The 22,758-nt window shown below is 72.3% G+C and carries 21 protein-coding genes and 1 pseudogene; 9 read left to right on the top strand and 13 right to left on the bottom strand.

Annotated elements, in window-relative coordinates; all coding sequences use genetic code 11:
- Positions 1–130: 130 nt before the first annotated feature.
- Positions 131–739, top strand: a complete 609-nt coding sequence (locus ACLJPY_RS28570) for a TetR/AcrR family transcriptional regulator (RefSeq protein WP_410593019.1) — start codon at positions 131–133, stop codon at positions 737–739.
- On the opposite strand, the gene ACLJPY_RS28565 is transcribed toward ACLJPY_RS28570, so the two are convergent.
- From ACLJPY_RS28565 to ACLJPY_RS28545, 5 genes are read right to left on the bottom strand one after another with little or no spacing between them, the layout of a single operon-like run.
- Positions 693–1,580: a class I SAM-dependent methyltransferase gene (locus tag ACLJPY_RS28565; RefSeq protein ID WP_410593080.1), complete on the bottom strand. Its 888-nt coding sequence runs from the start codon at positions 1,578–1,580 to the stop codon at positions 693–695. The two genes, ACLJPY_RS28570 and ACLJPY_RS28565, sit on opposite strands and share 47 nt — an antisense overlap.
- A 2-nt stretch (positions 1,581–1,582) precedes the next feature.
- A complete protein-coding gene (locus ACLJPY_RS28560; RefSeq protein WP_410593017.1) occupies positions 1,583–1,927 on the bottom strand; it encodes a VOC family protein in 345 nt (114 codons plus the stop codon).
- A 1-nt stretch (position 1,928) separates the two neighbouring features.
- The gene (locus ACLJPY_RS28555; RefSeq protein ID WP_410593015.1) at positions 1,929–2,087 is read right to left on the bottom strand and encodes a ribbon-helix-helix protein, CopG family; all 159 of its coding nucleotides are present in this window, start codon (positions 2,085–2,087) and stop codon (positions 1,929–1,931) included.
- 60 nt (positions 2,088–2,147) lie between these two features.
- On the bottom strand, positions 2,148–3,212 hold the full coding sequence (locus ACLJPY_RS28550) for a P1 family peptidase (RefSeq protein WP_410593013.1): 1,065 nt from the start codon (positions 3,210–3,212) through the stop codon (positions 2,148–2,150).
- Positions 3,209–3,811, bottom strand: a complete 603-nt coding sequence (locus ACLJPY_RS28545; protein ID WP_410593011.1) for a TetR/AcrR family transcriptional regulator — start codon at positions 3,809–3,811, stop codon at positions 3,209–3,211. Before ACLJPY_RS28545 ends, ACLJPY_RS28550 begins: the two co-directional genes overlap by 4 nt.
- Positions 3,812–3,932: 121 nt before the next feature.
- On the opposite strand from ACLJPY_RS28545, the gene ACLJPY_RS28540 reads away from it, so the two are divergent.
- On the top strand, positions 3,933–5,348 hold the full coding sequence (locus ACLJPY_RS28540; protein WP_410593009.1) for an APC family permease: 1,416 nt from the start codon (positions 3,933–3,935) through the stop codon (positions 5,346–5,348).
- Here the strand turns inward: ACLJPY_RS28540 and ACLJPY_RS28535 are convergent.
- The 3 genes from ACLJPY_RS28535 to ACLJPY_RS28525 all read right to left on the bottom strand — a co-directional run bounded on the left by ACLJPY_RS28535 (position 5,336) and on the right by ACLJPY_RS28525 (position 8,093).
- Complete coding sequence (locus tag ACLJPY_RS28535) at positions 5,336–5,890, bottom strand: snapalysin family zinc-dependent metalloprotease (RefSeq protein WP_410593007.1); 555 nt, start codon at positions 5,888–5,890, stop codon at positions 5,336–5,338. The two genes, ACLJPY_RS28540 and ACLJPY_RS28535, sit on opposite strands and share 13 nt — an antisense overlap.
- Before the next feature lie 155 nt (positions 5,891–6,045).
- Positions 6,046–6,600 carry a TetR/AcrR family transcriptional regulator gene (locus ACLJPY_RS28530; protein ID WP_410593005.1) on the bottom strand — a complete coding sequence of 185 codons (555 nt, stop codon included), beginning with the start codon at positions 6,598–6,600 and terminating at the stop codon, positions 6,046–6,048.
- Between the two features lie 2 nt (positions 6,601–6,602).
- On the bottom strand, positions 6,603–8,093 hold the full coding sequence (locus ACLJPY_RS28525; protein WP_410593003.1) for an MFS transporter: 1,491 nt from the start codon (positions 8,091–8,093) through the stop codon (positions 6,603–6,605).
- Between the two features lie 83 nt (positions 8,094–8,176).
- On the opposite strand from ACLJPY_RS28525, the gene ACLJPY_RS28520 reads away from it, so the two are divergent.
- Positions 8,177–8,407 (top strand): hypothetical protein, encoded by a 231-nt coding sequence (locus tag ACLJPY_RS28520; RefSeq protein ID WP_410593001.1) that lies wholly within the window; start codon positions 8,177–8,179, stop codon positions 8,405–8,407.
- 137 nt (positions 8,408–8,544) lie between these two features.
- On the opposite strand, the gene ACLJPY_RS28515 is transcribed toward ACLJPY_RS28520, so the two are convergent.
- The gene (locus ACLJPY_RS28515; RefSeq protein WP_410592999.1) at positions 8,545–9,717 is read right to left on the bottom strand and encodes an ROK family protein; all 1,173 of its coding nucleotides are present in this window, start codon (positions 9,715–9,717) and stop codon (positions 8,545–8,547) included.
- A 137-nt stretch (positions 9,718–9,854) separates the two neighbouring features.
- Here ACLJPY_RS28515 and ACLJPY_RS28510 point away from each other — a divergent pair, with 137 nt between their 5' ends.
- Genes ACLJPY_RS28510 through ACLJPY_RS28500 form a run of 3 tightly spaced genes read left to right on the top strand, consistent with a single transcriptional unit; the run spans position 9,855 to position 14,982 of the window.
- The gene (locus ACLJPY_RS28510; RefSeq protein WP_410592997.1) at positions 9,855–11,279 is read left to right on the top strand and encodes an APC family permease; all 1,425 of its coding nucleotides are present in this window, start codon (positions 9,855–9,857) and stop codon (positions 11,277–11,279) included.
- A complete protein-coding gene (locus tag ACLJPY_RS28505) occupies positions 11,276–14,095 on the top strand; it encodes a glycosyl hydrolase 2 galactose-binding domain-containing protein (protein WP_410592995.1) in 2,820 nt (939 codons plus the stop codon). Before ACLJPY_RS28510 ends, ACLJPY_RS28505 begins: the two co-directional genes overlap by 4 nt.
- Entirely contained in the window at positions 14,092–14,982 is an 891-nt protein-coding gene (locus tag ACLJPY_RS28500; protein WP_410592993.1) for an ROK family protein, read from the top strand. The genes ACLJPY_RS28505 and ACLJPY_RS28500 overlap by 4 nt, the downstream gene beginning before the upstream one ends.
- A gap of 49 nt (positions 14,983–15,031) precedes the next feature.
- Here ACLJPY_RS28500 and ACLJPY_RS28495 read toward each other — a convergent pair whose 3' ends face one another.
- Positions 15,032–16,249, bottom strand: coding sequence for an MFS transporter (locus ACLJPY_RS28495; RefSeq protein ID WP_410592992.1), 1,218 nt, complete (start codon positions 16,247–16,249; stop codon positions 15,032–15,034).
- Positions 16,250–16,379: 130 nt separating this feature from the next.
- On the opposite strand from ACLJPY_RS28495, the gene ACLJPY_RS28490 reads away from it, so the two are divergent.
- Positions 16,380–16,979, top strand: coding sequence for a hypothetical protein (locus ACLJPY_RS28490; protein WP_410592990.1), 600 nt, complete (start codon positions 16,380–16,382; stop codon positions 16,977–16,979).
- A 1-nt stretch (position 16,980) separates the two neighbouring features.
- Here ACLJPY_RS28490 and ACLJPY_RS28485 read toward each other — a convergent pair whose 3' ends face one another.
- Positions 16,981–17,976, bottom strand: a complete 996-nt coding sequence (locus ACLJPY_RS28485) for a LacI family DNA-binding transcriptional regulator (RefSeq protein WP_410592988.1) — start codon at positions 17,974–17,976, stop codon at positions 16,981–16,983.
- Positions 17,977–18,106: 130 nt separating this feature from the next.
- Between ACLJPY_RS28485 and ACLJPY_RS28480 the strand changes: the two are divergent.
- Positions 18,107–19,767: pseudogene (locus ACLJPY_RS28480) on the top strand (peptide-N4-asparagine amidase).
- A 53-nt stretch (positions 19,768–19,820) separates the two neighbouring features.
- Complete coding sequence (locus ACLJPY_RS28475) at positions 19,821–21,098, top strand: cytochrome P450 (RefSeq protein WP_410592987.1); 1,278 nt, start codon at positions 19,821–19,823, stop codon at positions 21,096–21,098.
- A 5-nt stretch (positions 21,099–21,103) separates the two neighbouring features.
- On the opposite strand, the gene ACLJPY_RS28470 is transcribed toward ACLJPY_RS28475, so the two are convergent.
- A complete protein-coding gene (locus ACLJPY_RS28470) occupies positions 21,104–22,060 on the bottom strand; it encodes a DUF1152 domain-containing protein (RefSeq protein WP_410592985.1) in 957 nt (318 codons plus the stop codon).
- A 20-nt stretch (positions 22,061–22,080) separates the two neighbouring features.
- Positions 22,081–22,707 (bottom strand): alpha-ketoglutarate-dependent dioxygenase AlkB, encoded by a 627-nt coding sequence (locus tag ACLJPY_RS28465; protein ID WP_410592984.1) that lies wholly within the window; start codon positions 22,705–22,707, stop codon positions 22,081–22,083.
- Between the last annotated feature and the right edge of the window lie 51 nt (positions 22,708–22,758).

The following is a 22,758-nucleotide window of genomic DNA, read 5'->3' as shown; positions in this document are numbered from 1 at the left end:
CGGAGGCGCTCTCCTCCGCAGTGCTGATTCAACGCAACCAAGGCCGCCTTGAGCCGGGTGACCGTGCTGCCGACTGCGTGGGCCGAGGCTAAAATATCCGAATCAAAGTCGCGTTCAGGTTGGGGACGGGATGACGGATAGCCGGTTGCGCCGGGTGCCGCGCCAGGCGCGCTCGCGGGAGAAGGTGGCCAAGGTGCTCGCGGCCGCCGACCGGCTGCTCGGCGAGGAAGGCGTGGAAGCGCTGACGACGACCCGGGTCGCCGCCGAAGCCGGGGTTTCGGTCGGTGCCCTCTACCAGTACCTGCCGGACCGCGACGCCATCACCGAGGCCCTGGGCGAGCTCTACCTCGCCCGCCTCGAAGACCTCATGGACTCCGTCGCCGAGCAGGCGGCGCGCGAGACCTGGGCCGATCCCGTCGGCCTGCTCGTCGACGCCTTCGCCGGTCTCTACCGCGCCGAACCCGGCTTCCGCGCGCTGTGGTTCGGCCGCGGCCTCACCGACGGAACCCGCGAAGCCGACCTCGCGCACAAGCGCGTGATGGCCACCGGCGTGCACCGCATCCTCGTCGCGCAGCACCTCCTGCGCGACGACTACGAGGCGGCGGTGGCGTGCCGCACGGCGTTCCTCGCCGCCGACGCGGTGATCCAGGAGGTCTTCCGCGGCGACGGCGCCCCCGAACTGCTCGAGCCGGTCAAGACGATGCTGCGGGCCTACCTCGGGCAGCAGCCCCGGCCGTAGCTCCCGTGGTGGCGACGAGGAACTCCTCACCCCGCGCGATCCGCAGCCCGTCGGTGCGGCCGGCGAAGTAACGCGCGTTCAGTTCCGCTCCCGAAATGTGCCTGACGTGCGAGAACCCGGCCTCGCGGGCCATCGCCAGCACCTCGTCCGGGGCGAACGAACTGACGAACGGCGTCCCCGCCGCCTTCGCTTTGCTCGCGGTGGCCTGGTGACGGGCGCGCTCGCCGTCGTCGAGGAGCTCCGCCGGCAGCATGAACGTCATCGCCAGCGTGGAACCCGGGGCGAAGCCGGCGATCCGCCGCAGCGTGGCCGCGTTCGCCTCCTTCGTCAGGTACATGCTGACGCCGGTGGACGCCACGACCGCCGGTTCGTCCGCCGCGAATCCCGCGGCCGCCAGCCGCTCCCACCACGACGCCGTCTCGAAGTCGACCGGCACGAAGTGCAGCCCGTCCGGCACGCCGAAACCGAGCTCCTCCAGCCGCGCCCGCTTCCAGGCCTGCGGCCCCGGCTGGTCCACTTCGTACACCCGCAGGCGCGCCGCGGTTTCCGGGCGGCGCTGGGCGAAGGTGTCGAGACCGGCCCCGAGGATCACGTACTGGCCGACACCCCGCGCGGCCTCGGCGGTGACCAGGTCCTCGACGAACCGCGCGCGGGCCACCATGCCGGCCCGGTAACGGCCGGCGGTGGCCGGGTCCATGTCGTCGCGGTGCCGCCAGCCGTCGCCCGGGTCCGCCAGCCGCAGCCCGAGTTCGTCGGTGAACACGTGCGGCGGCGGATCGACCGCGACGTGCAGCGCCCGCCACAGCGCGGTCCGCACCGCCGTGCTGTCCGGCGCGGCCACCGTTACGCCTTCCCCGGCGCCGACAGCGTCCACGTCCGCCCGTCCGGGTCCCGAACGGTCATTTCCCTGGTGCCGTAATGGGTTTCTTCGAATGGGGTGACCACTTCGACGATGCCGTCGGCCGCGAACGCGTCCGCGTCCGGAACCTTGAACACGACCTGCGTGCGCGGCTCCCGGCTTTCGGGTACCTCGGCGATGAACACCCAGGGGCCGTCGCCGTGGCGCAGCCGGCCGGAGTTGTGGTCGGTCGCGAATTCGAGCTCGTACCCCAGGGCCTGGAAGAACTTCGCCGCCTTGCCCCAGTTGTGCGTCTCCAGGTACATCGCCTCGATGCCCTCGGTCGTCATGTCAGTGCTCCTCTTCGGGTCCGGTCGCGAGGTAGGCGCGCAGCGCGTCGGCGACGAGCGCCGAGAGCGACCGTTCGGTCTCGATGGCCCGGTGCTTGACCTGCCGGATCAGGCCGACCGGCAGGTACACGTTGAACTGCTTGACGTCGTCATCGCCCACGACCGAAGGCTAGCATGCTAGCAAGCTAGGCGTACAACTCCGCCGATCGCGACGGCCGCCTCAGCCGAGCCAGTGCGACAACGGCAGCCCGGGCACCCGGCGGCCGCGGTGGCCGGTCGTCTCGCGGCCGGCCACCAGTGCGTTGAGCACCGCCTCCTCCACTGCCTGCACGACGGCCTCGAAGAACGGGTCGATCCGGCCCCACGGCACGAACCGCAGGCTTTCGTACTCGGCCGCGGCCGTGCGCGGGAACGTGCTGGTCAGCGCGCCCGGGTTCGCCGTGCTGAAGGCGAGGAAGAGGTCGCCCGAGAAGTGGGAGCCGGTCGTGCCCGTGCGGGCCAGGCCGAGCGGGACGCGGCGGGCGAGCGCCGTGCACTGGCCCGGCAGCAGGGGCGCGTCCGTGCCCACGACGACGATCACCGAGCCCGCGCCGGCGGGGGCGGGCGCCCAGTCCTCCATCGGGTTGTCCCCGGTCAGGGACAGCCCCACCGGCGCGCCCGCGACGGTGAGCTCGCGCCGGCTGCCGAAGTTGGCCTGCACCAGCACGCCGACGGTGTACTCGTCCGCGCCGTGGGCGACGACCCGGGACGCGGTGCCGGTGCCGCCCTTGAAGCCGTAGCACGTCATCCCGGTGCCGCCGCCGACCGAACCCTCGGCGACCGGGCCCGGACGGGCCGCGTCGATCGCCGCGACCGTGTGTCCACTGCGGAGTGTCGGGGCGTTGATGTCGTTGAGGTAGCCGTCCCACGTCTCGGCGACCACCGGCAGCAGCCACTCGGCCGCGACGTCGGGACGCTCGCGCACCACCCAGTCGATCACGCCGCGGTGGGCCGGCCCGACGGCGTGGGTGTTGGTGATCAGCACCGGCAGGGTCAGCGACCCGGTCTCGGCGAGCCACGCGGTGCCGGTCATTTCGCCGTTGCCGTTGAGCGAGGACGTCCCGGCCGCGCACGGCACCGCGAAGCCCGCCCGGCCGCGGGGCAGGATCGCGGTGACGCCGGTGCGCACCGATGCGCCCTCGACCAGCGTGGTGTAGCCGACTTCGACACCGGGGACGTCGGTGAGCGCGTTGTGCGTGCCGGGCCGGCCGGGCAGCGCGATACCCAGGTCGCGGGCACGGGTCATGACAGGTCCTCCAGTGCACAGGCGGTCCGGGCGTAGGACAGCAGCATCGCTTCGGCGGTGGCCCGCTCCAGCGTCGGCACGGCCTGGGTGAGGTGCAGGCCGTAGCCGTCTTCGAGGGCGACGAGGTTCCGGGCGATCGCGACCGCGTCGGCGGTCAGGGTGAACTCGCCGGTCGCGGCGCCGGCCTCGAGGATCCCGGTGTAGATCCGGACCTGCCGCTCGTAGAGGGCGATGTGCCGGGCGGCGTGGGCGGGATCGCGGCGGGCGATCGTGCCGAGCTCGTAGAGCAGCACGCACAGTTCGTCGTCCGGGCCGGACGGCAGGCCGCTGCGGATCGTGGCGGCGAGCCGCTCACCCGGCGTGCCGCTCCGGGCGGCCTCTTCCCGCTGGGTGCAGAAGCGTTCGACGGCTTCGCGCTGCACCTCCTGCAGCAGGTCGGCGAGGGTGGGGAAGTAGTAGAGCACCGAGCCCGACGACAGCCCGGCGCCGTCGGCGATGTCCCGCAGCTTCAGGTTGAGGACCCCGCGCTCGACGACGGCGTTCCGCGCCACGGCGATCAGCTCGGCCCGCCGTTCCGCGGCCCTGCTCGGTCGTGCCATGCCGGTCATTCTTCGAAGGATCTTCGAGAAAAGCAAGTACTTGACTTACGGGTTGGAGAAGCCTTTGATCCGTGGTCACCTTGGTTTATCGAAGGAGCTTCAAAGAACTGGAGGCCCGATCGTGACCACACCGGCGCTGCGCCGCGGACTGCGGACCCTCGGCACCCTGCTCATCACGCTCTCGGCGATCAGCCCCGCGTCGTCGGTGTTCATCATCGCGCCGGGCGTGCTCACCGGCGCCGGCACCGGGGCGTTCCTGAGCTTCGCCGCGGCCGCGGTCGTCGGCGTCTTCATGGCGTTCGTCTACGCCGAACTCGCCTCGGCGTTCCCGGTGGCCGGCGGCGAGTACGCCATCGTCGCGCGCACCCTGGGCCGGCTGCCCGAGTTCGCGGTGCTGGGCCTGATGATCATCACGCAGGTGCTGATCGTCGCGGTGATCGCCCTGGGCGTCGGCACCTACCTGGGCGTGCTGTGGCCGGCCCTGCCCGGGCCGACGGTCGCCGCGGTGACGTGCGTGCTGGCCGCCGTGGTCGGCGTCTTCGACATCAAGGTGAACGCCTGGGTGACCGGGATCTTCCTGGCCATCGAGCTCCTCGCACTGGTGGTGGTGAGCGCGCTCGGGCTGCTGCACCCGGCGCGGCCGGTCACCGACCTGGTCGTCCACCCGGTGGCCGCGGACGGCGGCCCGGCCACCGTCGGCGCCATCGCGATCGCGATGGCCGTGGCGATGTTCGCCTACAACGGCTACGGCTCGGCGGTCTACTTCGGCGAAGAGACCCAGGACGCCCCGCGCGGCATCGCGCGCGCGATCCTGCTCGCGCTGGCCGTCACGGTGGTCGCCGAGCTCGTCCCGGTGACGGCCGTGCTGCTCGGCGCGCCCGACCTCGGACAGCTCTTCGGCGCGGAAAACATGCTCTCGGCGTTCATCTCCGCCCGCGGCGGCGGCACGCTGGACACGGTGCTGAGCCTCGCGGTGGCGCTGGCGATCATGAACGCCGTGCTGGCGATCGTGCTGATCAGTTCGCGGCTCGTGTTCAGCAGCGGCCGCGACCGGGCGTGGCCGGGCGCGCTCAACCGGGCGCTGGCGGCGGTGCACCCGCGCTTCGGCACACCGTGGGTGGCGACGGCCGGCACGGGTGCCGTGGCGGCCCTGCTCTGCTACGTCGACCCGAAGCTGCTGCTCGTGGTCACGAGCACGTCGATCGTGGTGGTGTACGCGGCGCTGTGCCTCGGCGCGATCAACGGCCGCCGCACGGGCGCGACGGCGCACGCGAAGTACCGGATGCCGTGGTTCCCGGTGGCGCCGCTGCTGGCGCTCGCGGTGCTGGTCTTCGTGGTCTACCAGAACCTGCTGGACCCGGCGGTGGGCCGGCCGAGCCTGCTCGTGACGGCGGGCATCGTGGTGCTGGCGGCGGCGTACTACGGCGTCGTGCTGCGCCGGCGTGGCGGCTGGCGGCTCGCCGAAGTGGCCGAAGAGCCGCCGGAGCGTGCCGGTGACCCGGAGGCCACCGGCACGCCGACCGATCAGAAGCCGTAGATCGTTTCGACCGCACGCTGCTGGTTCGTCGCCACGAGGCCGTTGGCCCACAGCGAGTTCACCCGGGAGCGCTCGGTCGCGTTCGGGTAGGCGTTGGTGCACGACGGGCCGGGGCCGCCACCCGACATCAGTTCCGAGCACGGGCCCGAGTAGTGGTCGGGCAGCCCGAGGGCGTGCCCGGTCTCGTGCGCCGCGATGCGGGTCGGGTTGTACTGGCGGGCCTGGGTGTAGTCGATGAAGATGGTGCCGCTGCCGTGCCCGTTGGTGGAGGCGTAGGAGCCGCGGGGGTCGTTGCCCTCGGTGTAGCGCAGGCTCGCGCCACCGGAGTTGCGCTCGACCAGCCGGACGTTGGTGACGCTGCTGTTCCAGTTGGCGGCTCCGGCGTTGATCACCGAGCGGAACGACGGTGCGCTGGAGGTGCTGTAGTAGACCGTGGTGACGGCGGCCTGCTGCTCGGTGGCGGCCGACGCGGTCCCCGCGGCGAGCGGGGTGACGGTCAGGGCGAGCGCAACGGCGCCGGCCAGGGCGAACTTCCTCGACATCGGAAAGACTCCTCGTGGGGGACGGGGATTTGCCGGAATTGCGCGCGCTGTCGAGAATTTACCGCCAAGTCACCTTCGCCGGAGCCGACTAACGTAGGGCGTGGGAAGTGGTGATTTCCCAACACCAAAGTCGGGTTGACACCGGCGCGGGCCGATCACTCGAGGGTCAGGGCGAGCAACCGCTGCTCCAGCTCCCGCGCGGCGGCGACGTCGAGCCCGACGCCCCACAGCGGCGCCGTGCTCGCGCCGTCGGCCGCCGCGACCACCAGGGTCACCACCTCGGGTGGGAGGCCGTCGTCGTGGAGTTCGCGCTCCCACCGCCGGGCGTCCTCGCGGGCGAGCTCCGCGACCTCCGGGATCGAGATCAGCAGGGCGATCAGGGCGATGTTCTCGCGGACCGCGACCTCGTCGTAGGAGGTGTCCAGCGACGCCCGGACGTACGCGCGCGTCAGCCGGCCGGGGGCGGTGTCGGCCGGGTCGAGCGCTGCTTGCACTTCGGTGCGGAACGCGTCCAGGAGGTCCTGGGCCAGCGTGCGCACCAGCGCGTCCTTGGCCGGGAAGTGGTACAGCAGCCCGCCTTTCGACACGCCGGCCGCGCGCGCGATGTCGTCGAGGGAGGCCGACACGCCGCGGCTGCGGATGACCGCCGCGGCGGCGTCGAGCAGGGTGCGGCGCGTCTCCTCCGGGCTGCGGCCGGCCTTGCGGGGCATGGTCAGTCCTTTCCGGACGGAATCGTACGCCAGGCGATCACCGCGGCGACGGCGGTGACGGCGGCCGCCGCCAGTGACGTCACCTGCATGGCGCCGGTGAACGCTTCCCGGGCCGCGTGGGCGAGTTCCGACGCCGGGTCCAGCACGCTCGCGGCTCCGGCGAGGGAGTCGCGGACCTCGCCCGGCACCGGGCCGGACGGCAGGAACGCGCGGTAGGCCACGGTCACCAGCGAGCCGAGGATCGCGATGCCCAGCGCCGCCCCGAGTTCGTAGGCGGTTTCGGAGATCGCCGACGCCGAGCCCGCCTTGTCCCGCGGGACGGCGGACAGCACCGAATCGACGGTGAGCGTCAACGCCAGCCCGACGCCGAGCCCGACCGGCACCAGCGTCAGGCCCAGCCACCAGTACTGCGGCGCCCGTTCGGCGAGCGAGACCAGCGCGAGGCCCAGCGCGGCGACGGCGAGGCCCGCCGCCACCGCCCGGCCGCGGCCCAGCCGTCCGGTGATCACGCCCACCGCGGCCACGACGACGATCGAGGCCAGCGTCGCCGGCATCTCCGCGAACCCGGCCTGCAGCGGCGAAAACCCGCGCACGAGCTGCAGGTACTGCGAGAAGAAGAACAGCAGGCCCATCAACGCGAAGACCGCGATGAAGTTCGCGAGCACCGCGCCGCTGAAGGCGCCGTTGCGGAAGAGCGTGACGTCGATCAGCGGATCGGCCGCCCGGCGCTGGCGGCGGACGAACAGGACCCCTGCGAGCAGCCCGATCAGAGCGGCGGCGCCCACCCGGACGTCGAGACCCGAGCTGACGGCGTGCTTGACCGCGTAGACCAGCGGGACGATCGCGGCCAGCGACAGCCCGGCCGACAGCAGGTCGAACCGCCCCGGGTTCGGGTCACGCGATTCGGGCAGCAGCCACGCGCCGGCGATGAGGAAGACGACGACGATCAGCACGTTGATCAGGAACACCGAGCCCCACCAGTAGTGCTCGAGCAGCATGCCGCCGACGAGCGGGCCCAGCGCGATGCCGCCACCCGACCCGGCCGACCAGATCGCGATGGCGCGGGTGCGCTCGCGCGGGTCGGTGAACAGCGTCCGGATGAGCGACAGCGTGGACGGCATGATCGTCGCGCCGGCCACGCCGAGCAGCAGCCGCGCGACGACGAGCACGCCGGCGGTGGGGGAGAAGGCGGCCAGCGCGGAGGCGAGCCCGAACGCGGTGGTGCCGATGAGCAGCACCTTCTTGCGGCCGAAGCGGTCGGCGAGGTTCCCGGCCGTGACGAGCAGCCCGGCCAGCGCCAGGGAGTAGACGTCACCGATCCAGAGGATCTCGGTCGCGGTCGGCGCGAGTTCGCGGGTCAGCGACGGCACCGCCAGGTAGAGCACGGTGCCGTCGACCGCGAGCAGCAGCACGGCGCCGACGAGGACGCCCAGCGCGGCCCAGCGGCGCCGGGGGCTCAACGGCGGGGCGGACGTGGTCAGGGTGGCGGTCATGCCGCTTACTATACCGTCTGGACGGTACAGTAACACTGGTGAGACGGGTCACGGGTAGGCTGGAGGAAGCGGAAGGGGTGCGTGTGACGGCGGAGGAACTGATCATCGAATTCGCCTTGACGCGCCTGGACCACCCGGATCTCGACTTCGAAGAGATCGCGGCGCTGGTGGTCCGCCGCGGTGGCCCGGAGCGGGAGCTGGAGTTCGCGTCCCGGAACCTGGCCGACCGCGGCGAGCTGCGCGGCCCGGCGTTCCGCACGGCGGTCGAGTACGTGCTGCGGGTGGTGCTCACCTTGCGGGGACCGTCGGACTAGGTCCGTCGCCGCCGAAGGGCGGCCCGCTCAGGTGCCCCCGCGGCTGGGGGCAGGCCACGGCGGTGGAGTACCTGCTGTGGGTGGTGCTGCCCCTGCGGGGACCGTCGGACTAGATCCGCCGCCGAAGGGCGGCCCGCTCAGGCGCTGCCCGCGGCCGGGGGCAGGCCACGGCGGTCGAACACCAGCTCGCGGGCCGTGCCCAGTGCCGTCGCGATCGCGCCCGCCAGTACCGCGTCCTCGCCCAGCTGGCCGGCCACGATGTCCGGCACCGCCGGGATCGTCGCCGCCAGTGCCCGGCGCATCGGCTCGGCCAGCAGGTCCGCGTTGCCGCCGATGCCGCCGCCCAGCACGATCAGGCGCGGGTCGAGGACCGCCGTCACCGCCGAGACCACGTACGCCAGCTTCTCCGCTTCCTCTTCGACCACTCGCACGGCGAGCTCGTCGCCCGCGCGCGCCAGGCGGAAGACGTCCTTCGCCGACCTCGCCTTCGCCAGCCCCAGCGAGCGCGCCGCGGCCAGCACAGCGTGGCCCGCCGCCGCCGACTCGATCGGGCCCGGGCGGCGGGCGCCCGCTCCCGACGGCAGCGGGCCGTACGGCAGGTCCGCGATCTCGCCGGCCGCGCCGTGGGCGCCGCGGAAGAGCTTTCCGTCCACCAGCAGGCCCATGCCGATGCCGGTGCCGACCGTCAGGCACACCAGCACGTCGACGCCGAGCGCCGCGCCGAGGGCGTGCTCGCCGACCGCGCACAGGTTCGCGTCGTTCTCCACCACCACGTCCGACCCCGCGCCGGCCAGCGCCGAGACCAGTTCGTGCAGCACCCCGCGCCGCTCCCAGCCCGGCAGGTTGGGCGCGCGGTGCACCGTGCCGGCCGCCGGGTCGGGGACGCCCGGCGTGCCGACCACCGTCGAGACGACTTCGTGCGGTGCCAGCCCGGCCGAAGCCACCGCGCGGGCGACGGATCCGCCGACCGTGCGCACGAGGGCGCTCGCCGAGCGGCACCGGTTGGGCTCGTCGAGCCGCGCGACGATGCTGCCTTCGAGGTCGGCCACGGCGATCCGGAGCACGCGCCGCCCGATGTCGACGCCGACGACGTGCCCGGCGTCCGGGGCGGCCCGGTAGACCACGGCCGCGCGGCCCGGGCCCGCCAGGCTCCGCCCGGTGGTGCGGACCAGTCCGTGCTGCTCCAGGTCGAGCAGCGCCTGGCCGACCGTGGGTTTCGACAGGCCGGTGTCGGCGGCGATCTGGGGCCGGGTCGCTTCGCCGTGGCCGCGCAGCCGCTCCAGGACGAGCCGCTGGTTCAGCGCCCGCATGTGTGCCGGGGTTCCGGCCTGCGGCCCGTTTTGCCCCACACGTCCTCCTGAGTTGCCGCAACTTTACCGGCGGAACCCTTTCGACCCCGCGCGTTCTATGTTAAGAAACTTTACTAACTACTAGTCGGAGGCACGTCGTGAGTTCACCCACTCGATCCGGGGAACCGCCCGCCCTTGAGCGCAGGATCGGCCCGCTGCAGGCCACCGCGATCAACATGACCCAGATGTGCGGCATCGGCCCGTTCGTCACGATCCCCGCCATGGTTGCCACCATGGGCGGCCCGCAGGCGATGTTCGGCTGGGTCATCGGGGCGATCGTCGCGCTGGCCGACGGGCTCATCTGGGCCGAACTCGGGGCCGCGATGCCCGGTGCCGGCGGCACGTACCTCTACCTGCGCGAGGCGTTCCAGTACCGGACCGGGCGGCTGATGCCGTTCCTGTTCGTCTGGAGCGCGGTGCTGTTCATCCCGCTGATCATGTCGACCGGCATCATCGGGCTCGTCCAGTACCTCGGCTACCTGATCCCGGGTGTCACCGACGCGGACGGCACGACGGCGCTGGGCAAGATCATCGGCGTCGGCATCACGCTGCTGATCATCGTGGCGCTGTTCCGGAAGATCGGCCAGATCTCCAAGCTCACCACGGTCCTGTTCGTCATCATGCTCGCCGCGGTCCTGACGACGATCGTCGCCGCGTTTTCGCACTTCAGCGCGGCGCAGGCGTTCGCCTTCACCCCGGGCGCGTTCAGCTCCGCCGGCGACGGCACGTTCTGGGGCGGCCTCGGCGCCGGCCTGATCATCGCCATCTACGACTACCTCGGCTACAACACCTCCGCCTACCTCGGCGGCGAAGTGCGCACCCCGGGCCGCACCCTGCCGCGTTCGATCATCTTCTCGATCCTCGGCATCATGGGCCTGTACTTCCTGCTGCAGGTCGGCGTGCTCGGCTCGATCCCGCTGGAGCAGCTGAAGGATGCGAAGTCGGTCGCGTCGTCGGTGCTGGAGCAGGTGTGGGGCACCGGTACGGCGAAGGCCATCACCGTGCTGATCGTGATCGCCGCGATCGGGTCCGTCTTCGCCGGGCTGCTCGGCGGCTCCCGCGTGCCGTTCGAAGCCGCGCGCGACAAGGTGTTCCTGCCCGTCTTCGGCAAGCTGCACCCGAAGCTGCACCTGCCCACCGCGGGCGTGCTCACCATGGGCGCCATCACGATCATCGGCTCGCTGTTCGACCTGACCACGGTGATCAACGCGGCGGTCGCGACCCTGGTCATCATCCAGTCGCTGGCCCAGGTGGCCGCGATCATCGTGCTGCGCCGCCGCCAGCCGGAGCTGAGGCGCCCGTACCGGCAGTGGCTGTACCCCGTGCCGACGGTGATCGCCCTCATCGGCTGGGTCTACATCTACGTCTCGGCCGACTGGCTCTCCATCTGGCTCTCGCTCGGCTGGATCGCCGTCGGCGCGCTCGCGTACCTCGCCTACGCCAAGACCGAGCGCACCTGGCCGTTCGGCCCCAAGGAGATCAAGGAAGCTTTCGCCACCGAACCGGAAGGGGCTCAGGCATGAGCCGGAAGCTCGCGGTCTTCGCCGCGCTGCTGCTCGTCCCCGGCGTGCTCACCGTGGCCGGACCCGCGGCCGCCCAGGACACGCAGGCCGTCGCGAAACCGCACGGGCTCAGCACGATCGGCCTGCAGGGCTGGCAGGTCCTGACCACGGCGAGCGTCAAGGACGGCGGTGAGAAGGTCTCCACACCGGGGTACGCCACCCGCGGCTGGCTGCCGGTGAAGCCGGACGACGCCGGCGCGCCCGGCACCGAGATCAACGCCTTGGTGCAGAACGGGAAGTGCCCGGACGTCTTCTACTCCGACAACCTGCGCAAGTGCTTCGGGTACGTCGACAAGCTCGGCCCGGTTGTCACGAAGCCGTTCTCCGACCCGTGGTGGTACCGCACCGACTTCACCCCGGACATCCGGCCGGGCCAGCACGCGAAGCTGACCATCCCGGGCATCGTCGGCGAGGGCGACGTCTGGGTGAACGGCTCGCTCGTCGCCACGAAGGACATAGTGAGCGGCGCGTTCGCCGGCCACACCTTCGACGTCACCAAGCTGGTGAAGCCGGGCCGCAACACCCTGGCGATCAAGGTCTACCCGAACGACCCGCTGAAGATGTACACCCTCGACCAGGTCGACTGGAGCCAGATCCCGCCGGACAACGACACCGGCCTCCAGTTCCCGCCGACCCTGCAGGTGTCCGACGCGCTGACCGGGGACAACGCCCACGTCGTGCAGGACAACGCGCCCGACCTGGCCAGCTCGAAGCTGACCGTGAAGCTGGACGTCACCAACAACGCGGCCGCGCCGCAGACCGGCGACGTCGCCGCGACGATCACCCCGCCCGCGGGCGCGCCGATCGTCGTCAAGCAGCGCGTCACGATTCCGGCGAACTCCAAGCAGACCGTGGCCTTCGCGCCGGTCAAGATCGCCCACCCGCAGGTCTGGTGGCCGTACTCGATGGGCGGCCAGCCGCTGTACACGCTGACCACCGCCGTCTCGCAGGACGGCGTGCTGTCGACGTCGTCGAAGAGCACCTTCGGCATCCGCACGGTGACCTCTCGGCTGGTCGGGAAGTCGGCGGCGCTCCCGGAAGGCGCGCGGCAGTTCACCATCAACGGCAAGGACTTCGTCTTCCGCGGCGGCGGCTTCGCGCCGGACCTGTTCCTGCGCTACGACAAGGCCGACACCGCCCACCAGATCGCGCTGATCAAGAACCTGGGCCTGTCCGGCGTCCGGCTCGAAGGCCACGACATGCCGCAGGACTTCTACGACCAGGCCGACCGCGCCGGCCTGCTGGTCATCGGCGGGTTCCTCTGCTGTGACGCCTGGCAGCCCGACACCGCCGAGCAGCTCGGCGAGCGCGACCTGCGGATCATCCACGACTCCTCGGTGAGCATCGCGCAGCGGGAACGCAACCACCCCAGCGTGTTCAACTACGGCTGGAGCGACAACGAGCCGTTCCCGAACCAGGAGCACGCCGTCCTCACCGCGTTCGAGCAGGAGGACTTCCAGGTCCCGGTGATCGCTTCGGCGGAGTACAAGAGCACGCCGACGCTGGGCAACTCCGGCGAGAAGGAAGGCCCGTACGACTGGGTCCCGCCGTCGTACTGGTACGACAGCTCGCACTTCGACGCGTCCGACGACAGCCGCACGAACGCGGGTGGCGCCTGGGGCTTCGCGAGCGAGCAGAGCGCCGGGCACACCGTGCCGACGCTGGACTCGATCAAGCGGTTCCTCTCGCCCGCCGAGCAGGCGAAGCTGTGGCAGGACCCGGCGTACAACCAGTACCACGCGAACTTCGAGCCGGGCCACGGCGGTTACGCGTTCGGCACGCTGTACACGCTGGACCAGTCCATCCGGCAGCGGTACGGGAAGTGGAGCTCGCTGGAGTCCTATGTGGACCTGGCGAACATCGCGAACTACGAGAACACCCGCTCGCAGTTCGAGGCGTTCCTGCACCACTCGGCGGACAAGGCCAACCCGGCCACCGGCGTGGTCTACTGGCAGCTCAACAAGGGCTGGCCGACGCTGCTGTGGTCGCTCTACAACGACGACGGCGACCAGGCGGGCGCGTACTTCGGCGCCCAGAAGGCCAACAAGCCGCTGCACGCGCTCTACGGCTACGACAACGGGTCGGTCACCTTGGACAACCTCGGTGCGGCCACGCAGTCCGGGCTTTCGGTGCGGGCCCGCGTCATCGACACCGCGGGCAAGGTCCTCGACGACCAGACCGCGTCCGGGCTCTCACTGGGGTCGCAGGGCGTGCGCACCGGGGTCCTGAAGCCCAAGGTGCCCGCGGAGACGAAGGCTCCGGCGCCCGCGCAGGTCTACTTCGTCGAGCTGCAGGTCACCCGGGGCGGGAAGGTCGTCGACCGGAACGTCTACTGGCTCTCGACGCAGAAGGACGTCGTCGACTGGGCCAAGACGCTGGGCAACCCGCAGGCGACGCTGTCGCAGTACAGCAACCTGCAGGCGCTGCAGAACCTGCCGAAGTCGCAGGTGAGCGCGGTGGCGTCGACGCACCCGGAGGGGACGGGCCTGGTCACCACGGTGACGGTCACCAACACCGCGAAGACCCCGGGCGCGGCGTTCTTCCTGCGGGCCGACGTCCGCCGCGGGACGCCGGACGGGCGCGAGGCGCCGGGGGACAACCAGCTCGCGAACGCGACCTGGGACGACAACGACATCACGCTGTGGCCGGGCCAGTCGCAGACGCTGACCGTCCGCTACCAGGCGGGCGACCTGTGCGGCGCGGTGCCGGTGATCAGCGTCGACGGGTTCAACACGGGCCGGATCGTGGTCCGGGGGACAGGAGGGGCGCACGCGTGAGCGGGGAACGGATTCTCGGGATCGACTTCGGCGGCACGAAAGTGGCGCTGGGGCTCGCCGACCGCGACGGGACACTGCTGGCGACCCGCCGGCTGGACACCGACGCGCACGCGGGGGCCGAGCAGGTGGTGGTGCGCGCGCTCGCCGCGGCCAGGGCCCTCCTGGCCGACGAGGGCGCGGTGCCCGCCTGCATCGGCGTCGTCAGCCCGGGAATCGTGCTGCCGGACCGCATCCTGCTCGCGCCGAACGTGCCCGGGTGGGAGGAACTGCACCTGGCGGAGCTGGTGGCCGCGGAGTTCCCGGGCCTGGCCATCTCGGTGGGCACGGACGCGAAGGCGGCGGCGCTGGCGGAGTGGCGCTGGGGCGCGCTCGCCGGGGCCGACCCGGCGGTGTTCCTCTCACTGGGCACCGGCATCGCGGCCGCGGTGCTGGTCGGTGGCCGGTTGCTGACCGGCGCCAACGGAGCTGCCGGCGAGATCGGGTACAACCTGCTCTCGCCGCAGGACACCGAGGGTTTCGCGAGCGGAGCGGCGCCGCTCGAGGAAGCCGTCGGTGGGCGTGGGCTGGGCGGCCGGGCGAGCGAACTGCTCGGCCGCCCGGTCACCGCCGGGGAACTGTTCGCGCTGGCCAAGGAGAACGTCGAGGCCAAGGAACTGGTGACGGCCGCGCTCGACGAGCTGTCGATGCACGTGGCGAACCTGGCGATCGCCCTGGACCCCGAGCGCATCGCCGTCGGCGGCGGGCTCGTGCGCTCGGCGGACGTGCTGCTGCCGGCGCTGGCCGACCGGCTCGCGCACGCGGTGCCGTTCCCGCCCCAGCTCGTTCCCGCCCGGTTCGACCAGGACGCGGCGCTGCTGGGCGCGGTGGCGCTGGCGCTGGGCGGTTAGGACCTCCGGGTGGTGTGCCGGTGCCCCGACCCGGCGCACCACCCGGGTTTCACGCCCGGGCCGCGGCGACCGCTTCGGCCTGCCGGAAGGCGGCGGGGGACAGCTGGAACCACACGAGCACCGCGCTGACGGCCTGGATGCCCGCGGCCACCACCCAGACCGCGCGGATGCTCCAGTGCGCCGCGACCAGGCCGCCGGTCAGCGCGCCCAGCGGCGTCAGGCCCCAGGCCAGCGCCCGGTGGCTGGTGAGCACCCGGCCCAGCAGCGGCGCCGGCGTGAAGCGCTGCCGGCTCGACTGCGAGCAGACGTTCCAGATCAGCACGGTCGCCGTCAGGGACACCAGCACGAGACCGACCAGCGGCGGCCACGGCGGGACGACGGCGATCAGCAGCGTCACCACGGCCCCGAAGCCCTGTGAGAACCGCATCGACCACGAGTAGCCGAGCCGGTCCACCACCTGCTGCACCACGAACGAGGACGCGACCCAGCCGACGGCGAGGCAGGCGAGCAGCAGGCCGTAGCCGACCGGGCCGACGTGCAGCACCTGGGTCGCGTACAGCACGAACATCGAGTTGCCGGCGCTGGCGGCGAACGAGCCGAGGGCGACGTTGAGCGTGATCGACCGCAGCAGCGGGGTCCGCACCAGGTGCCGCAGCCCGCCGGAGAGGTCGCGCAGCGGGTGCGTCGACGCCGCCACGACCGACTGCGACGGGATCCGGTGGGCCAGCGCCAGCGCGCCCAGCGCGCAGGCCACCGCCAGCCAGGCGGGCGCCCCGCCGCTCACCGCGATCAGGAACCCGGTCAGCGGCGGCACAACGAACCGCACGACACCCTGGTCGATCACGGTGAGCCGCGCGTTGGCGTGGGCGAGCCGGCCGGGGCCGACGACCTCCGGGACGAGCGCGCCGCTGGCGCCGTCCCCGAGCACCCGCGCCGAGGTCGTCACGAAGGCGACGACCAGCAGCACGGGCAGGCTGAGCAGCCCGGCCGAGGCCACGGCGGCGAGCACGACGGCGGCCGCGGCCAGCACGGCGTAGGACCAGGCCAGCACGGTGGTCCGGCGCACCCGGTCGATCAGCACCCCGGCGAACAGGGACAGCAGCAGCCACGGCGCCTCGCCGACGACGTTGATCAGCGACACTTCGCGCGGATCGGTGGTGACGGACACCGCGAGCAGGGGAATCGCGGCCAGTACCAGGCCTTCGGCGGAGGACCCGGACACCGCGACGGCCTGCAGCCGCACCCACCTGGACGCCATGATCCGCAAGCTTGCCCAACGGGCCGGGGGATGCCAACCGAATTGCCCGGCCGGCCCCTCCGCCGTAACGGTGCGGCGCGGATCCGAGACTCACCACTCGTGGCCGGCCCGGTGCGGCCCTACTTCGAAGGGGAGAAGTTTGCGAAGCGAACGCAAGCCGGTCGACCCGACGGTCCAGGCGGCGCGCATCAGCCGCCGCGGAACGCTGGTCACCGCGCTGGCCACGGTCATCGCCGCCCTGATCGGCGGGCTCTTCGCCGCCTACAAGGTCGGCAACGACCAGGGTGCGGCCGCCGCGCCGACCCGGACGGTGACCGTCACGGCCGCGAAACCGCCGGACGCGCCGACCGGCGCGGCGCCGCCGGGCGACGTCTCCGCCCAGGTGCGGCTGGACGCCGGCACCGGCGCCGACCTCGACACGGCCGTCCCGCACGCGGAGAAGGCCGGTGGCCCCGACGGGGACATCGACGTCTACTTCGTCGACCCGGGGGTGATGATCACCCGGTCGGCGATCTACTCCTACAGCGGCGGGGAGAGGCAGGCGAGCACCGGGTGCCCGAAGGCGGTGGCCGAGGACAAGCCGGTCCCCGGTGCGAACTTCGCGCTGGGCCCCGGGACGGAGTACTGCGTGCGGACCTCCGCCGGCACCGTCGGCTGGATCAGCGGCAACGACCTGCATTCCTCCGGCGACCACAGCGGCTACCTCGTGCTGAACTACCGGCTGTTCGCCGCGACCTGAGTCAGCGGCGCACCCGGGTCGATTCGCGCACGACCAGCTCCGGGGTGAAGACCACGGCCTGCCGTTCCGGTTTCGCCTCCGACGTCTCGGCCAGCAGCAGTTCCGCGGCCGTGCGGCCGAGGCGGCGGGCCGGCTGGCGGACCGACGTCAGCGGGACGGCCGCCGCGCCGGCGAACTCGATGTCGTCGTAGCCGACGATGGCCATCTCGTCCGGGACGCGGACGCCCGCGCCGACCATCGCCTGCAGCACCCCGAGGGCCAGGAGGTCGTTCGCGCAGAACACCGCGGTCGGCCGCGGGCTGGTGCCGAGCAGGCGCGCGCCGGCGTCGCGGCCGGAGGGGACGTCGAGCCCGATCGCTTCCAGGACGGTGAGTTCCGCGCCCGAGCCGGCCAGCGCGGTGCGCAGCCCCTGCTCGCGGTCGCGGCACTGGGCGAGGATGGCGGGACCGTTGACGAACGCGATCCGCCGGTGCCCGGTCTCGAGCAGGTGGCGTCCCCCGAGCGCCCCGCCGGCCACGTCGTCGACCGACACCGAACTGGCCTCCGACGCCGGGGCCTTGCGGTCGACGAAGACGTGCGGCGTGCCGGTGCGCCGGAACGTCCGCAGGGCTTCGCCGGAGGTCGCGACCGGGCTCAGCAGCACCCCGCGGACCCGCTGCTCGGCGAACATCGCCAGGTAGGACGCTTCCAGTTCGGACCGCTGCCCGCTGTTGCAGGTGATGACGTTGAGGCCCTCGGCGTGCGCGGCCTCCTCGGCCCCGCGGACGACGTCGACGAAGAACGGGTTCCCGAGGTCGAGCACGAGCAGGCCCAGCACCCGGCTGCGCCCGGCCCGCAGCTGCCGGGCGGACTCGTCCCGGACGTACCCGAGCTCCTCGATCACCGAGAGCACGCGGCTGCGCGTCGCGGCCGCGACGACGTGCGGTCGGTTGACCACATTGGACACCGTGCCGATCGAAACGCCCGCCCGCTTGGCGACGTCCTTGATGCCGACCACCGGACCCCCTCGCTGAGAGCCGTGAGCCTAACACGATCTGAAACGTTTCATCAGGCGATTACCGACGTTGGTCGCACGATCACGCCGCTAGGCTCCCAGCCGGGTGGGCCTGCCGCTGGGAGGAGTCCGGGTGCGGATCTTCACGATCGTCCTGTCACTGGTGCTGACCTGGTGCTCTCCGGGGCGGTCGCCTCGGCCGCGCCGATCGTGGAGGGCGACACCGACAACCCGGTGACCGCGGCGCCCGGAGTGGGCAGGCCGGACACGCCGCACTGCAGCGTCACCCTCGCCGACGGTTTCCGCTCCAACGCCGCCGACGGCAGCCCGCAGTACTACGAAGGCACCCTGGCCCCGCCGAAGGCCTGCCCCGGGCCGTGGGCGAAGGTCGTCATGGACCAGACCGTCACCGTGCGCGGGCGGCAGTACGACCGGATCGGCGACCTGCGGATCGGCGGCACCGAGGTCTGGTGGGGGACCACCGAGGAACCCAGCGGCGAGGGCCGCCGCGCGATCACCTACCACTTCGACAAGGACCTGACGCCGTACGCCGCGCTGCTGCGGACCCCGCAGCCCTTCCACGGCGGCGTCGAGAACTACACCTCGGCCGTCTACACCGGCGTCTACGCCCAGACCGTGACGCTCACCTACTACCAGGCGGACCAGCGGCACCCCGCACCCGAAACGCCCGACCACGTCGCCGGCTTGGGGCACGCCGACGCGACCCCCGCCGCGCCGACCGTGCACTTCACCGCCGAGGGCCTGCCGCGCAACATCACCCGCGCCGTCCTGGAGGTCACGCTCGAAGGGCACGCCTGCGACGAGCAGTGGTTCGACGACGTCCCCGACGCCGTGGCCGCGAAGTACCCCGCGGCCGGCCTCTGCGGCAAGGGCCCGTACCGCGAGGCGGACTTCGCGATCGACGGGACCGCCGCCGGGAGCGCGTTCACCTTCCCGCACATCTACTCCGGCGGGATCGTGCCGCAGCTGTGGCGGCCGGTCGTCGCGATCGACACGTTCAGCCTGCATTCGGAAGCCTACGACGTCACGCCGTTCGCCGGCCGGCTCGTCGACGGCGGCCGGCACGACCTGTCCTTCTCGTTCCCGGACATCGGTGGCGAGTTCACCGTCGTCCCGACGCTCCTGCTCTACACCGACCACCACGCGGCCCGCACGTCCGGTGCGCTGACCCAGGCCGGCGTCGCGCCGGCCCCGGCCCGGCGGACGACGGTCGAGGACACCACCGGCGGCGTGAAGGTGACGGTGACGGCGAAGCGCGACGACGTCACGGCGGGCTACGTCGACACGTCCGCGGGCCGGGTGCACACCCGCGTGGAGCGCACCCGCGACTACCGCAACACCGACGACGTCACCGGCGGCGGCTTCACCCAGCACGTCGTCCAGGCGGACTCGGGCCAGCAGACGTCGGTGTCCACCCGGGACGGCCGGGTGCTCTCGGCGGCCCGGCACACCTGGTCGTACCCGCTGACCACCGACGCGACCGCGAACATCACCGACGACCAGAACCTCCGGATCTCCGGTGCGGTGGACATGACGAAGACCCTGGCCGACCTGACCGGCGACGGCCGGAGCTGGCGCCCGGTGCGCGGATCGCGGGAGTGGCTGGCCTCATCGGGCGTGCTGGCCCGCACGAACGGCGTGAACACGGAGGCGGACGGCCGTTCGAAGACGCTGTTCACGGGCACCGACGACCTCGGGCGGCCGTACTTCCACTACGTCGCCAGTGAGCACGGGCTGATCACGGAGAACCGGGAGTGGCCGCCGCGGGGGTGAACCCCGTCTCGCTTCCCGTCACCCGATCGGGCTAGTGCGGTACTGTCGGTGCCATGGGGAGTCTCCGCTCACGGGTTCTGGGCTGGGTCGGCCGGCGCTACCTCGCCCGGCAGTCGAAAAAGGGCTTCGACCTCGAAAAGATGTCGGCCATCCTGCCCGATTCGGCGCTGCTGCCGCTGAAGCGGGACGGCCTCGACCCCGTTCCCGCGATGGCCGCCAAGCGCGCTGAGGCGCCGATCGGGAAGCTGGACCTGCCGTTCGGGATGAACGCCTGGCTCGTCACCGGCTATGACGAGGCGAAGGCCGTCCTCGGGAAGGCCACCGGGTTCTCCAGCGACTTCGGCAACCTCGTCGGCAACGCCGGTGTCACCGCCGACCAGAACCCCGGCGGCCTCGGCTTCGCGGACCCGCCGGTGCACACGCGGCTGCGGAAGCTGCTGACGCCGGAGTTCACCATGCGCCGGCTGAGCCGGCTGGCGCCGCGCATCGAGGAGATCGTCGCCGCGCAGCTCGACGCGATGGCCGCCGCCGACGGCCCGGTCGACCTCTGGCAGGCGTTCGCGCTGCCGATCCCGTCGCTGACCATCTGCGAGCTGCTGGGTGTGTCCTATGAGGACCGCGAGGACTTCCAGCGGCTGAGCACCGCCCGGTTCGACCTCTTCGGTGGCGCCGGCGCCTCGCTCGGCGCGATGTCGGAGTCGCTGACCTACCTGCTCGACATCGTGAAGAAGCAGCGCGAACAGCCCGGCGACGGCCTGCTCGGCATGCTGATCAAGGAACACGGCGACGAGATCGACGACCGCGAGCTGGCCGGCCTGGCCGACGGCGTGCTCACCGGCGGCCTGGAAACCACGGCGAGCATGCTGGCGCTCGGCGCGCTGGTGCTGCTGCGCGACGAGAAGGCGATGGCCGCCGTCCGCGGCGACGACGAGTCCGTGCACCGCTTCGTCGAGGAGCTGCTGCGCTACCTGACCGTGGTGCAGATGGCGTTCCCGCGGTTCGCCAAGGAAGACATGGAGATCGGCGGCGTGCGCATCGCCGAGGGCGACATCGTGCTGGTGTCGCTGTCGGCGGCGGACCGCGACCCGAAGCTCGGGCCGGACGTGGAGACCTTCGACGCGACCCGCGAGCCGACGTCGCACCTGGCGTTCAGCTACGGCATCCACCGCTGCATCGGCGCGGAACTGGCCCGGATGGAGCTGCGCACGGCCTACCCGGCCCTGATCCGCCGCTTCCCGAACCTGCGGCTCGCGGTACCCGAAGGCGAGCTGTCGTTCCGCAAGGTGTCCATTGTGTACGGTCTGGACGAGCTGCCGGTGCTGGTGGACTGAGGGGTTCAGTGCGGGATGGGCCGCCGCGGCCGTCGCCCGACGCGGTCCCGGTGCGCTTCGATGACCAGCGCGACCTCGGTCGCGGTGTTCGTCGTCGCGAGCTCCGCCAGGTAGCCGACGCCGTCGGCCAGCGTCACCAGGTCCGCGGCGAAGTAGACCGCCATCAGCGGGTTCACGAACAGCTCGCTGCCGGCGGTGCGGGTGCTGCCGTGCACGTCCCCGAACTCACCCCGCAGCGCGGCGGCGATCTGCCCCTGGACGATGCTCGGCCGGCCCGGCGTCGCGCGGTTGGCGTCCGCGACGGCGTCCAGGTAGGCCGCCGCTTCCGGGGACGCCGACGGGATCGACAGCGCGCCCAGGTACCCGCCGGCCCGGTCGAGGGCGGCGAGGTTCTCCAGCACGTGCGCGTGGCAGACGCCGTGGAAGGCGTCGATGCCGAAGCCGAGGCTGACGACGACGCGGTCGACGCCTTCGAGCGCGGCCACCGCGGCGAGGCTGGCCATGTCCTCTTCGGGGGTGCCGAGCCCGGCCTCGTCCCCGCGCAGCAGGATGTCCGTGCCGCCGTCGACGAGCACCACCGCGTCGACGGCGAGCTGCGCGACGAGGGCTTCGTAGGCCTCCCGCAGCGGCCACGCCCCGACGCGGGGGAAGGCGTGGACGACCGGCGGCCACCCCTGCGTGCCGAGCCAGCGGGCGAGGGTGCGTTCGGGGAAGTAGCCGTCGTCGCCCGCGCTGCCGGGCCGCACCCGCGCGACGTCGGGTGCGATCCAGTCGTCCAGCTCGAGCCGGTTCAGGTCGCTGAACGCCAGGTTCGCGAAGCAGACCTCCTTGCCCTGGGCGCGCAGGGCGAAGGCGAGCGGCAGGCCGGCGTAGACGTCGAACCCGCCGCCCGCGCCGGCGATCAGGACCCGGCGGGCCGGCCGCAGCCGGGTGAACAGCGGGGGCTCCGCGAGCGAGAACACGCCGCCATCGTAGGGGAGTTTCAGCGGACCTCGCGGGGCCGGAACTGGATGCTGATCCGCGGCCCGGCCGCCCGGTTCGTCTTCGGCACCGCGTGCTCCCAGGTGCGCTGGCACGAGCCGCCCATGACGATCAGGTCGCCGTGGCCGAGGGCGTAGCGGTGCGTTTCGCCGCCACCTCTGGGACGCAGGGCCAGGTGGCGTGCCGTGCCCACCGAGAGGATGGCGACCATCGTGTCCTCGGCGCTGCCGCGGCCGATGGTGTCGCCGTGCCAGGCGACGCTGTCGCGGCCGTCGCGGTAGTAGCACAGCCCCGCCGTGCGGAACGGCTCGCCGAGTTCGCCCGCGTAGTGCTCGCTCAGCGCGGTGCGCGCCTCCGCGAGCACGGGGTGGGGGAGCGGTTCCGTTTCGCGGTAGAAGCAGAGCAGCCGCGGGACGTCGACCACGCGGTCGTACATCTTCCGCCGCTCCGCCTGCCACGGGACGCCGGTGGCGAGGCCGGCGAACACCTCGTCGGCGCCGGCGAGCCAGCTCGGCTGCACGTCGACCCACGCCCCAGAGCCGAGCTCGGTCCGGCGGGGCGCGAGGGCGTGCAGCGCGACGGGGCCGGTCTCGCCGAACAGCGATGCCTGCAGGGCCGGGGTCGTCATGGGTCCGACCGTACACGATGTTCGAACAGATGTTCTACGTGAAACATCGGC

Origin of the sequence: Amycolatopsis sp. lyj-23 (genome assembly GCF_046549135.1) — a bacterium.
In the GTDB taxonomy this organism is placed as follows: domain Bacteria; phylum Actinomycetota; class Actinomycetes; order Mycobacteriales; family Pseudonocardiaceae; genus Amycolatopsis.
The sequence above is the reverse complement of the archived record's forward strand: the minus strand, read 5'-3'. Positions and strand labels throughout refer to the sequence as shown.

Bases quoted from the DNA above. Each gene is read 5' to 3' on its own strand.
- ACLJPY_RS28505 (WP_410592995.1), top strand. From the start codon at position 11,276: ATGAGCCGGAAGCTCGCGGTCTTCGCCGCGCTGCTGCTCGTCCCCGGC.
- ACLJPY_RS28570 (WP_410593019.1), top strand. From the start codon at position 131: ATGACGGATAGCCGGTTGCGCCGGGTGCCGCGCCAGGCGCGCTCGCGG.
- ACLJPY_RS28545 (WP_410593011.1), bottom strand. From the start codon at position 3,811: ATGGCACGACCGAGCAGGGCCGCGGAACGGCGGGCCGAGCTGATCGCC.
- ACLJPY_RS28515 (WP_410592999.1), bottom strand. From the start codon at position 9,717: ATGCGGGCGCTGAACCAGCGGCTCGTCCTGGAGCGGCTGCGCGGCCAC.
- ACLJPY_RS28560 (WP_410593017.1), bottom strand. From the start codon at position 1,927: ATGACGACCGAGGGCATCGAGGCGATGTACCTGGAGACGCACAACTGG.
- ACLJPY_RS28465 (WP_410592984.1), bottom strand. From the start codon at position 22,707: ATGACGACCCCGGCCCTGCAGGCATCGCTGTTCGGCGAGACCGGCCCC.
- ACLJPY_RS28475 (WP_410592987.1), top strand. From the start codon at position 19,821: ATGGGGAGTCTCCGCTCACGGGTTCTGGGCTGGGTCGGCCGGCGCTAC.
- ACLJPY_RS28550 (WP_410593013.1), bottom strand. From the start codon at position 3,212: ATGACCCGTGCCCGCGACCTGGGTATCGCGCTGCCCGGCCGGCCCGGC.
- ACLJPY_RS28535 (WP_410593007.1), bottom strand. From the start codon at position 5,890: ATGTCGAGGAAGTTCGCCCTGGCCGGCGCCGTTGCGCTCGCCCTGACC.
- ACLJPY_RS28525 (WP_410593003.1), bottom strand. From the start codon at position 8,093: ATGACCGCCACCCTGACCACGTCCGCCCCGCCGTTGAGCCCCCGGCGC.
- ACLJPY_RS28530 (WP_410593005.1), bottom strand. From the start codon at position 6,600: ATGCCCCGCAAGGCCGGCCGCAGCCCGGAGGAGACGCGCCGCACCCTG.